This is a genomic window from Acidobacteriota bacterium (assembly GCA_016196035.1).
GTDB lineage: Bacteria > Acidobacteriota > Blastocatellia > RBC074 > RBC074 > JACPYM01.
Genome location: JACPYM010000035.1, coordinates 65,014 through 74,797 on the forward strand (window position 1 = coordinate 65,014; position 9,784 = coordinate 74,797).

The 9,784-nt window shown below is 56.8% G+C and carries 6 protein-coding genes; 5 read left to right on the forward strand and 1 reads right to left on the reverse strand.

The genetic code is table 11. The features are described from left to right. Positions 1–16: 16 nt before the first annotated feature. Positions 17–2,686, reverse strand: coding sequence for an ERAP1-like C-terminal domain-containing protein (locus HY011_12770; GenBank protein ID MBI3423803.1), 2,670 nt, complete (start codon positions 2,684–2,686; stop codon positions 17–19). Here HY011_12770 and HY011_12775 point away from each other — a divergent pair. The 5 genes from HY011_12775 (at position 2,622) to HY011_12795 (ending at position 9,408) form a co-directional block, all read left to right on the forward strand. After that, positions 2,622–2,837, forward strand: coding sequence for a hypothetical protein (locus HY011_12775; protein ID MBI3423804.1), 216 nt, complete (start codon positions 2,622–2,624; stop codon positions 2,835–2,837). The two genes, HY011_12770 and HY011_12775, sit on opposite strands and share 65 nt — an antisense overlap. 224 nt (positions 2,838–3,061) lie before the next feature. Beyond that, positions 3,062–4,111 carry a DUF481 domain-containing protein gene (locus HY011_12780; protein MBI3423805.1) on the forward strand — a complete coding sequence of 350 codons (1,050 nt, stop codon included), beginning with the start codon at positions 3,062–3,064 and terminating at the stop codon, positions 4,109–4,111. Positions 4,112–4,129: 18 nt separating this feature from the next. Then, positions 4,130–4,936 carry a Uma2 family endonuclease gene (locus tag HY011_12785; protein ID MBI3423806.1) on the forward strand — a complete coding sequence of 269 codons (807 nt, stop codon included), beginning with the start codon at positions 4,130–4,132 and terminating at the stop codon, positions 4,934–4,936. Next, complete coding sequence (gene carB / locus HY011_12790; protein ID MBI3423807.1) at positions 4,937–8,131, forward strand: carbamoyl-phosphate synthase large subunit; 3,195 nt, start codon at positions 4,937–4,939, stop codon at positions 8,129–8,131. It begins immediately after the preceding gene. A gap of 92 nt (positions 8,132–8,223) precedes the next feature. Continuing rightward, positions 8,224–9,408: a hypothetical protein gene (locus HY011_12795; GenBank protein MBI3423808.1), complete on the forward strand. Its 1,185-nt coding sequence runs from the start codon at positions 8,224–8,226 to the stop codon at positions 9,406–9,408. The last annotated feature ends 376 nt before the right edge of the window (positions 9,409–9,784 follow it).

The following is a 9,784-nucleotide window of genomic DNA, read 5'->3' on the forward strand; positions in this document are numbered from 1 at the left end:
GGATACGGTGTTCCAACTACTGATACTTCTGACGAATCCGCACCGTCCGTTCCAACTCATCCACCACTTCCAAAACCTTCAATTCCAAATCGCGGTCAAGCTTGGCCGCGCGCAAAAAGGTCTGCACCTGCGCCAGCGCTTCCGGCGATTGCTGCCCGCCGATAAAAGCATTGAGCCAGGCCAGGCCAAAGAAAATTTTGCGCGTGCGTTTGACCTGCGGCAGTGCGGCCAGCGCCGGTTGCAAAAACGGCAACGTCAGCGCGCTTTGATTCCAGACGTTGAATGAACCCAGGCTGCCCTCGATCCAGTCTTCGGGCACGGCGGGGTTTTGCAGGTAATCGTGAAAATAGCGTTGCTTGGTGGCGGCATCAGCGCGGGCAGCTTCGGCCAAATAAGCTTGCTTGCGGCCCTCGTCACCGGCATCGCGCTGTTTTTCGGCGGTCAGCAGCGCTTCGGCGTCTTCGTCTTGCCGAGCCAATAACGCTGTGAGCAGCCGCCAGCGATCCAGCGGTTTGATCTCGATGCCGGGCAGCGTGAGTTTGCCCGCGAGCAGGTCTTTCAATTGCAGGCGCGCGGCGGGCGTCGCGGCAATCGCACGGAAGGCGCGGAACCAGGTGATGCGCAGGCCCAAGTCTGCGGCGTTTTGCATACGGTCAGCGCACAAGGCTTCGAATTGCAGCGCCAGGGCTGTGCGCGCCCGCTCAGACAGATAGGATTGATACGCTGTGGTCGCGTGATTGAGCAGCGTTGCAGTCAAGTCTTCGTCCTGTTCCTGCGGCAACGCGTTCAGCGCGAGTTGCAGATATTCACCCGGCGGCATTTCAGCTTCACGCACGGCTTCCCAGAGCGCGCCCCAGAGCAGCGTGCGCAGGAAGGCGTCTTTTGTGGTGGCAACGCGTTCACTGACGGCGGCACGGCTGCGCGCGTCGAGCAGGAAGCGGCCGTAGCCGTAATCTTCGTCGTTGCCGAATACAAACGCCGGGCAAGGCTTGCCGAGGGCGGCTTTGACGGGCGCGCTGGCGGTGTCGAATTGGGCGGGCAGGCGCTCGGTCGTGCCGTCAGCGTAACCCAGCAGCAATTGCGTTTTGATGGGCCAGCGGTGGCCTTCGCCCAGCACATCGCGTTGGCGCAATTCAAAGCGATCAATTTTGCCTTGCGCGTCGCAACTCCACACGGTTTCGACTTGCGGCATGCCGCGCTGCTTGACCCAAGCGTTGGCCCAGGCGGTGAGCGGTTGCTTTGATGAGCGCTCGAAAGCGTGAATCAGGTCGCTCCATTCAGCGTTGCCGTATGCGTGTTCGCGCAAAAACAACTGCACGCCGGCTTTGAAATTTTCCGCGCCGATCAAAAAGGAAAGCGCGCGCAACAGGCTGGGCGCTTTTTCATAGACGATTGCGCCATACGCCGATTTGGCGTCTTTCAGGTTGGGCACTTCTTGATAGATCGGCGTCGTACCTTTGGTGGAATCAATGCCGTAAGCGTCCGGTTTGTGCCGTTGATAAAACCGCTTCCACATTTCGCGCTCATCGAAGCCGAGCGGTTGAATGGCCGCCAGCGCGTGCCCGGCCATGTAATTGGCAAAGCCCTCTTTCAACCACAGATCATCGAACCAGCGCATCGTCACCAGATCGCCAAACCACTGGTGCGCCAGTTCGTGCAAGACCAGCGAGGCGCGATTGAGTTGATCGCCCTTGGTCGGCACGGTGCGGAACAGCACGGCGTCTTCGCGCAGAAAGGTCGCGCCTGCGTGCTCCATCCCGCCGTAAGCGAAGCCGGGCAGCAAGACTTGATCGTATTTCGTGAACGGGAATTCATGGCCGAAGAAGTTGATGTAGTGCCGCATCCCGGCGCGCGTCAGTTCCATCACGGCGGGCAATTCGGCCTGCGCGCGTTTCAATTGCGACTGGCGCACGTAATAAGACTGCGGCAAGGCGGTGGCCTGTTCGTCTTTGATCTGCACGAACGGGCCGGTGGCAAAGGCGAATAGGTAAGTGCTGATCGGGCGTGTCTCTTGAAAGGTACTGGTGGTGAAGAGCGGCGGCTCGCCAGTCGGCTTTGCCACGCGCGCGATGTTCGCGTTGGCAGCCACTTTCCACGCTTCCGGCGCTTTGATCTCCAACGTAAAGCGTCCTTTCAAATCGGGCTGATCGAAACAGGGAAAGGCCAGACTCGCATCCATCGGCATAAATAGCGTGTAAAGGTATTCGCTGCCGTCATCGCGGTCTTGGTAACGAATCAGCGGGCGTCCGGCGGCTGCCGACGCCGTTTCAAATTGCAGCGCGATGTGGTTCTCGCCCGCTTTGAAATGCGCGGCGGGCAGCACAACATGGCCGTTGACCTGTTGTGCGTTGTTGATGGCGCGGCCATTGATTTTGACGGCGCTGACTTTGCCTTCGCGGGGCTGGCTGTTGGCGTCGAGGTCGCGGAAATCAAGGATGACCGGCGCAGGCGAAGGCTGCCAGCGAAAGCGGATGTCGGCGTGGCCTTTGATCGCGGCGACGCCAGAGGCGATTTCAAAGCGGAGCTTGTAGTGCAAATCGGAAATCGTGGCCGCGCGGGCACGCGCCAATTCGCGGGCGACACCGCTGGCGGGTGGTGCAGGCGCATTTGCTTCGGAATTCATGGTGATTCTGATGGTAGCTGCCGTCAGCAGACAGCATAGAAAGAAGGTGAAACGTGCATTCATGAAGTTTCCCATTTGGTGGTGGAGCAACGAGCTGGATTCTGCCGCAGATGAACGCCGACAGACGCGGATCAATCCTCTTTTCCAGGCAGCCCTTTCCCAGGCGGCCTTGATCGGCGTTTCTCCGCGTCCATCTGCGGCGAAGCTCTTTTGAATAGGCGCACACTTTACGGCAAACCTCAGCGCAATTGAAGCGGCTGGCATTGGCCCTGTTGATGATGGTGATTGATGGTGGCGATTGAACGCGCGCATTGCCGGTCGGTTTTGCACACTCCACCCTGTATGTTACTTTTGCGGCTTGGAAAAGTGGCGCGAAACCCACACGTTCGATCCTCCCAAACAAAACTCTTTCTGATAACCGTTTGAGGCTCGGTTTTTATGAAGTTGAATCACCCAACGTGTAATCACAAGACGCGGCGAACCAGCGCCGGGCGTGTCTGGTTGCTCTGGCTGGTGTTGTGCTGGCCGGTGTGGCCGGTCTTGGCCGATGGCGTCGCGCAAGTCGTGCTAACCACCAACACGGGCGACCGGCTGTCGGGCCGCGTGGTCAGCGTGACCGCCGAACAGGTGGAACTGGAAACCCCGTATGCCGGGCGCATCAACGTGCGCGCCGCCGAAATCAAAAGCTGGCAGACGGATGACGCAAAACTCCGCCAACAAATGGCGGCAGCCTGGCCCGGCAAATTGGCGGTGCCAACGCAACCCGTAAACCAGGTCGTCAGCGCGAATAAAACGGAGGTGAAAAAGCCCGTCACCGCGCCCGCCAAAGCCACCAAGAGCGAGACGTGGCAGCGTTCGATCAATCTGGCGTATACGTTTTCGCGCGGCAATGCCAATGTGAATGACTTGAACGCCGCGCTCGGCCTGGCGCGCAAACACGGCCCGCAACGCACGGCGTTCAACGCGCTGGGCCGGTACAGCGTGCGCAACGGCGCACAGGTGGCGCATTTGTTGAGCAGCACCTTCCGCTATGAAGACAACGTGGGCGAACTGCCCGCGTTCAGCGAGACGATCTTTGAGATTGATCGCATCAAACGACTGGATTACCGCTTCAGCGAAAACCTGGGTGTAACTTACCCGGCGCTCAAACGCGATGGACAGGCGTTGAATCTGGATTTTGGCACTGGCGTTACCCGCGAAGTCTATAGCAATGGCCAGCAACGCACCGTCGCCACCAGCCTGTTGCGCGCCAAGGCTGAAATGAAGCTCAACGGCAAAGCGCAACTGAGCCAGCAAGTCTCGTTCTTTTCTGACCTGCTCGACCCCGACAATTACCGCATGCAAACGGATGTTTCGCTGACGATGCCGATCACCAAATACCTGGGTTTTCGCGTCGCGGGGCTGAACCGTTATGACAATCGCCCAGCGGCGGTGAATGTAAAGCAGAGCGATTTTTCGTTGCTGACTGGTTTTAACATCAGTTTTTAGCAGTAAGGAGTTTTTGCCATGTCCAAACCACAAGTGAGTAGCTCGCCGCTGCAACCTCCTCCGCCTCCCTTCAACCCGGTTGTTGAAGCTGGCGTGGCCGACGCCGATAGTGAACCAAGCGAAGCCAGTGTGTTGGAATTGGAGAATGGCGACCGTTTGACACAGCTGGAATTCGAGCGGCGTTACGATGCCATGCCGCAATTGAAAAAAGCCGAACTGATTAAAGGGAGGGTATACGTGGGTTCACCTGTTAAACATAAGCGTCATAGCCGTCCGCACGGTTGGCTAATTACCTGGCTTGGTGTTTATGCCGCGGCTACGCCCGGTACGGACTTCGGCGATAACGGTTCCGTGCGTTTGGACGATGACAACACACCACAGCCTGATGCGATATTGCGAATCCTGACCGAGCTTGGTGGACAGTCGCTGGAAGACGATGATGATTATTTGCAGGGCGCGCCAGAACTCGTGGTGGAAGTTGCGTCCAGCAGTGCTTCTTATGATTTGCACGACAAGAAAGACATTTATGGACTATTTGGCGCACGAGAGTACATCGTCTGGCGCACGCGCAATCGCGGGCTGGATTGGTTCCGGCTGGAAAATAACACTTACGTGCGTGTCGAACCGGGTGCCGATGGTGTGATCGCAAGCCGCGTTTTTCCCGGCTTGCGCCTGGCCGTGCCCGCTTTACTGAAAGGCGATTTAGCGGCGGTGCTGGCCGAATTGCAAAACGGTCTCGCTTCACCGGCGCACGCCGCCTTTGTCGAACAACTCGCCCAACGCAAATCACCGACAACCGACAACCGACAACCGACAACCGATTAAATGCCCAAACGAACCGACATCCACAAAATTCTCATCATCGGCTCTGGCCCCATCGTCATCGGCCAGGCTTGCGAATTCGATTATTCCGGCACCCAGGCGTGCAAGGCGCTGCGGCAGGAAGGCTTTGAGGTCGTGCTGGTCAACTCCAATCCGGCCACGATTATGACCGATCCGGAATTGGCCGACCGCACCTACATCGAACCGCTGACCGTCGAATCTGTCACCGCGATCATCGAACGCGAGCGGCCCGATGCGCTGTTGCCGACGGTAGGCGGACAGACCGCGCTCAACCTGACGGTCAAATTGGCTGAGAGCGGCGCGCTCGACAAATACAACGTCGAATTGATTGGCGCGAAACTCGACGCGATCAAGGTCGCCGAAGACCGTTCGCTCTTCAAACAGGCGATGGATGAGATCGGCTTGGTGATGCCGAAGGCGCGTTTCTGCCACAACCTGGAAGAGGCGCAAGCCGCTGCCGAAGAGATTGATTTCCCGATCATCCTGCGGCCCGCGTTTACACTGGGCGGCACGGGCGGCGGTATCGCGTACAACTACGAAGAGTTCGAAGAGATCGCCGAACGCGGCCTGACGGCCAGCCCGATCAGCGAGATTCTGGTCGAAGAATCCATCATCGGCTGGAAGGAATACGAACTCGAAGTGATGCGCGATCTGGCCGACAACGTGGTCATCATTTGTTCGATCGAGAATTTCGATCCGATGGGCGTGCACACGGGCGATTCGATCACTGTCGCGCCCGCGCAAACGCTGACCGACCGCGAATACCAGGTGATGCGCGATGCCGCGCTCAAGATCATTCGCAAGGTGGGCGTCGAAACCGGCGGCTCGAACATTCAATTCGCCGTCAGCCCGCACGACGGCAGCTTGCGCGTGATCGAAATGAACCCGCGCGTCTCGCGCTCGTCCGCGCTGGCCTCAAAGGCGACAGGATTCCCGATTGCCAAAATCGCGGCCAAGCTGGCGATTGGTTACACGCTGGACGAGATTCAGAACGACATCACCAAGAAAACGCCTGCCTCATTCGAGCCGACGATTGATTACGTCGTGGTCAAGATTCCCAAGTGGGCCTTTGAGAAATTCCCCGGCGTCGAAGACCAACTCGGCACCCAGATGAAATCGGTCGGCGAGGCGATGGCGATTGGCCGCACCTTCAAAGAAGCGTTTCTGAAAGGCGTGCGCTCGCTCGAACGGCGCGGCTCGCCTTACGTCGGCCACGTAGACGACGAGACCCTGCGGCGCAAACTGATCATCCCGAATTCTGAGCGGCTGCATTACCTGCACGCGGCCTTTGAGCGCGGCTGGACGCTGGAGGAGTTGCAGGAATTAACCAGCATTGATCCCTGGTTCTTGAATCAGTTGCAACAGATTGTCGAGATGCAGGTCGAGATCAAAGACGAAGACTTGAATTCGTTGCAATACGATCAACTGTGGCGCGCCAAACGCATGGGCTTTGCCGACGCGCGCATCGCCGACCTGTTGGGCGCGACCGAAGACGAAGTGCGCGCGCGGCGCAAAGCGCAAGGCATCGTGCCGGTTTATAAACGCGTGGACACTTGCGGCGCAGAGTTCGAGTCATTCACGCCCTATATGTATTCGACCTATGAAAGCGAATGCGAAGCCGCGCCCACCGACAAGCAAAAAATCATGATTCTAGGCTCCGGCCCCAACCGCATTGGCCAAGGGATTGAGTTCGATTACTGCTGTTGCCACGCGGCCTTTGCGCTCAAAGAGGACGGCTTCGAGACGATCATGGTCAATTGCAACCCTGAGACAGTCTCGACCGATTACGACACTTCGGATCGTTTGTATTTCGAGCCGCTCACCTTTGAAGACGTGATGCACATCGTCGAATTGGAAAAGCCGAAAGGTGTGATCGTGCAATTCGGCGGGCAGACGCCTTTGAATTTAGCGATGCGCTTGCACCACGCGGGCGTGCCGATCATCGGCACTTCGCCCGACGCGATTGATCTGGCCGAAGACCGCAAACGCTTCGGCAAGCTGCTCGTCGAACTGAACATTCCGCAACCCGTCAACGGCACGGCGGTCACTGTCGAAGAGGCCAAACGCGTCGCGGCCTCGATTGGCTATCCGGTCTTGGTGCGGCCCAGTTATGTGCTGGGCGGACGCGCGATGATGATCGTCTATGACGACGCCAGCCTCGAAAATTACATGAAGACCGCCGTCGAAGCTTCGCCCGAAAAGCCCGTGCTGGTTGACCGCTTTTTGGAAGATGCTTTTGAAGTGGACGTGGACGCGCTGGCCGATGGCGAACGCTGCGTCATTGCCGGCATTCAAGAACACATCGAAGAAGCTGGCATTCACTCCGGCGATTCATCCAGCGTGCTGCCGCCCTATATGGTTAAGCCCGAACATCTGGACAAAATGCGCAAGTACACGCGCACGCTGGCAAAAGCCTTGAATGTCGTCGGCCTGATGAACATTCAATTCGCCATCAAGGACGACATCGTCTATGTGCTCGAAGTCAATCCGCGCGCCTCGCGCACGGTGCCGTTCGTCTCGAAAGCGACGGGCGTGCCGCTGGCAAAAATCGCTGCGCGCTTGATGACCGGGCGCAAGCTGAGCGAGTTCAATTTGCCTGACGAATTGGCGGTGGAAGGCTTCTTTATCAAAGGCCCGGTGTTCCCCTTCGTCAAATTTCCCGGCGTTGACCCGCTGCTCGGCCCTGAAATGCGCTCGACCGGCGAAGTCATGGGCATGGCCGAAGGCTTCGGCGCGGCCTTCGCCAAATCGCAACTGGGCGCGGGCGCGCGCCTGCCGCTCGAAGGCACGGCTTTCATCAGCACCAACGACAGCGACAAAAAGAACGCTGTGCGCGTGGCGAAACGGCTGCACGAACTCGGCTTCAGAATCGTGGCGACGCGCGGCACGCAACGCGAATTGGAGCGCGCGGGCGTCCCAGCCGAGCGCGTCTTCAAGGTCAACGAAGGCCGTCCGAACGTGGTGGATTTAATCAAGAGCGACGAGATTGACCTGATCGTCAACACGCCGCTGGGCCGCGCTTCGTTCTATGACGAACGCGCCATCCGGCGCGCGGCGATGCAATACAGCGTGGTGACGTTTACGACCTTGACGGGGGCGAACGCGGCGGTCAGCGCGATTGCGGCGTTGCGGCAGGAGAAGCTGAGCGTGACGAGTTTGCAGGAGCATCACAGCTAAACTTGCTGGCCCAGATTCTTCCGTTATCTATTTGCAAGCGTCGTTTGGTGATTCGTTCACAGGATGACGCTTTCTACTTTTGGAGGTAAGCCATGCTCAACCATAACTCCGTTTTTCGCTTCGTCATCGTGCTTGTGGTTTCGCTCTGCGCCTGTGCGATTGATACGTTGGCTTGTAGTTGTGCTGATCCGCGTCCGCCCTGTGAGGTTTTCAGTCATTCATCGGCGGTTTTCATAGGTCGTTTTGTGAAGGGCAGCAAAAAGCACGAATACAAATATCAGGATCAACTCTCTATTTCATACTCTGGTGAGGTTACATTCGACGTCCTTGAATCATTTGCTGGTGATTTAGAGAAACAGATCAATATGTTCTCTGGGGTTGGCTGTTGTGACGAGATTACCTTTCGGGAAGGGGAAACTTATTTGATCTATGCAGGCGCGGGCGATAAGGGCAAGCTGAATGCTCTCTATCGAACGCGCTCAGTGACGCCCTCACAATACAATGACATCGAGACAGATTTGGAGTTTTTGCGCAATCTGCCGCCCAAAGGAAGCGGCGCTAAAATCTACGGGTCGGTTGTGGCGAATGACACCAAGCTTGTGGGGCCTAAGCCAATTGGAAAAAAGGAGCGTGTTGATACTTCGTTGCGCACTCCTTTGTCTGATGTGACTATCTCAATCAAAGGGGAACAGAAAACGCTCGAAGTAAAAACTGACGACGAAGGTAAGTATGAGGTTCGCGGATTGAAGCTTGGGAAGTATCACGTTACGGTCATGGTACCGGAAGGGTATCTGAAACCACATGAAAATTGGACGCCAACCCAGGAAGTACAGGTTCGAGATTGTGGTTGTGGGAGTGCTGATTATTGGTTTTATTCAAATGGCCGAGTTGGCGGGCGCGTGTTCGACCAGCAAGGTTTTCCGGTCAAAGATGCGCAGGTGCAAGTAATCTTGGCAGAGTGGCGTGACCACGAGATTAAGGAAGGTGAAATTAGTTATTCAGAAAAACGTTCTGATGTGACCAATGATCAGGGCGATTATGAAATTGGCCCATTGCCGCCGGGTCGCTATCTCTTGGGTGTAAGTTTAAGCAGCGCTTCTCCGACAACGCCTTATCAACGCACTTTCTATCCCGGTGTTCAGGATGCTAAGTACGCATTAGAGATACTTGTTGGGCTTGGGCAAAAACTCGGCCCGTACAACTTCCACCTGAAACCTGATTATGAAACCTTCAGCATTCAAGGTAAGGTGCTTGTCCTGTTCACGGCGCAGAAGTGAAGCTGGTGCATTCGACTGATTGGAGTAGTACGGACGGATATGAAGCGGAAACTGATGAAAAAGGCCAATTCACTTTGTTGGGGTTAAAAGATCACAAGTACAAGCTGGTTGTTATCTGGCGCGGCCAAATTGAAGGACGGCAACAGCCGCCCGCTAAGCTAGGTAGGATCAGTTTCGCAAAGTCAGAGGAACAGGTGCTGACTTTGCAGAAGAATGTGGGCGAAATGATAATTAAGTTGGCTCATGTGTAGTCAGTTTGCATCGCCAGGGGTAAGCTTAGGGAATGATTGACTTTCCCCTTAACGATCTCCTAGATGCCGAAGCCTGCACGTTGTGGTTGGCGCAGCAGCTTCATCCGCACGGCTTGTGCTGTCCG